General features: G+C 34.4%; 2 protein-coding genes. One reads left to right on the forward strand and one right to left on the reverse strand.

What is annotated here, in order from left to right; translation table 11 throughout:
* Positions 1 to 145: 145 nt before the first annotated feature.
* The gene (locus tag ACP6PK_RS29825; RefSeq protein ID WP_426565161.1) at positions 146 to 730 is read right to left on the reverse strand and encodes a PAP/fibrillin family protein; all 585 of its coding nucleotides are present in this window, start codon (positions 728 to 730) and stop codon (positions 146 to 148) included.
* Positions 731 to 1,269: 539 nt separating this feature from the next.
* Here ACP6PK_RS29825 and ACP6PK_RS29830 point away from each other — a divergent pair.
* The coding region (locus ACP6PK_RS29830; protein ID WP_426565163.1) for a hypothetical protein at positions 1,270 to 1,630 on the forward strand (361 nt) is incomplete at its 3' end.

The raw sequence follows: 1,630 nt of genomic DNA on the forward strand, positions 1-1,630 counted from the left end.
GAAGAAGGAAGAAGGAAGAAGGAAGAAGGAAGAAGGAAGAAGGAAGAAGGAAGAATTTTTGTAGTCAACATGAGTGAAAACCTCTATAAGCTTCAATCTCCTGAATCCTATTTTTATACTACATTTTGTCGTGGAAAATGTAGGATTAAACTTTTATTAGTACAAATACACTTCCTTTGTTACCTCTTCCGATTCGTAAATCTTCATCTAAATATGTAATATCTAACCATCCCTTTTGTTCACGATTTTGGATGTCAAAATCAACGGCGGTAAATTTTTTTCCTGATTCTATTTCAGTAATTAATTTGTTAGGTGATTGATAACCAATTAAACTTTGCAAACCCAAAATTGAACGATTAAATTTAACATTTACTCGTTTTTCCGAAACAATCTCAAATTGAGCAACAACACTAACAATTCCCTCTAAAAATGGTAAACCATATACTTCAGCAATATTATAGATTGCTGTATCTTCAACTCGGATACATTGATAAATCTCGCCTAGTTTCAGGAATGGAAAATTGTCAATGCGTAGTAATTCTTGACTAGAAGTATAAAGTAATCTCCAATTACCATTTAATAGTTCTTTTGCTTCAAAGGGGCGGAGGTTAGGATTGTAATCTTCTAACTGAGCGATCGCTGCCAAAATTTCTTGTCGATCATTTTTAGTTGCTAGTAAACCGCGATTTTTGCCTGTAAGTATTTCAATTAATTTTGATTTATATATCATAATTCCTGTTTATTGTCAATCTAACTTTAATTCTAAGGTGACAACATTTATCTATAAGCATTACACACAAGTGTTAGGACATTAATAAAATTGAAATCCTTTACAACTAATAGTCTTGACTTGAGCTGAATGGTGAATATTGTTTGTAGAGAATTCTGGCACGGAAATTCTTAAAGCTATATTTTCAGTGAAGAAAATTTGAAAAAGATTCTGTTGGTTATCCGGTTATGACCCAGTTTTGAGGATATCCTTAACAGTAGCAAAAAATTTAGATAGTCTCACTACCTGGATGAATTTTAATCTGAATTTAACTAAAATTTTTAGATTTTAGATTAATTTTTGGTGCAAGATTTATGATTTGATGCAAATAAATCCATCTAATCTATTAAAGACGAACAGGAAAAATATTTATATATATTATTTACTGGAAAATTTCTGACAAAATCCCCTAAAATCCAAAAGGCCGGATAAAACAGATAAGTAAATCTAAAATATAAATATTAGGATAGACTGACTAAAATTCCTTGAGTTGAGGATATATGGAAGAAAAAGAACAAACAAATAGACCACAACAACCTGTAGTACCACAAACTCCCGTACAGGAAACCGTAGTTCCACAACAGGTAGTTCCACAACCACCAGTACAGGAAACCGTAGTTCCACAACAACCTGTAGTGCCACAACCACCAGTACAGGAAACCGTGCCACAACCTGTAGTGCCACAAACTCCCGTACAAGAAACCGTAGTTCCACAACCTGTAGTGCCACAACCACCAGTACAGGAAACCGTGCCACAACCTGTAGTTCCACAAACTCCCGTACAGGAAACTGTAGTTCCACAACAGGTAGTTCCACAAACTCCCGTACAGGAAACTGTAGTTCCACAACAGGTAGTTCCAC

The organism is Dapis hubbardiae BLCC-M172 (genome assembly GCF_050016015.1).
Classification (GTDB): Bacteria; Cyanobacteriota; Cyanobacteriia; order Cyanobacteriales; family Microcoleaceae; genus Trichodesmium.

Excerpts from the sequence above, each read along its gene's own strand:
- ACP6PK_RS29825 (WP_426565161.1), bottom strand. The coding sequence starts at position 730 with ATGATATATAAATCAAAATTAATTGAAATACTTACAGGCAAAAATCGC.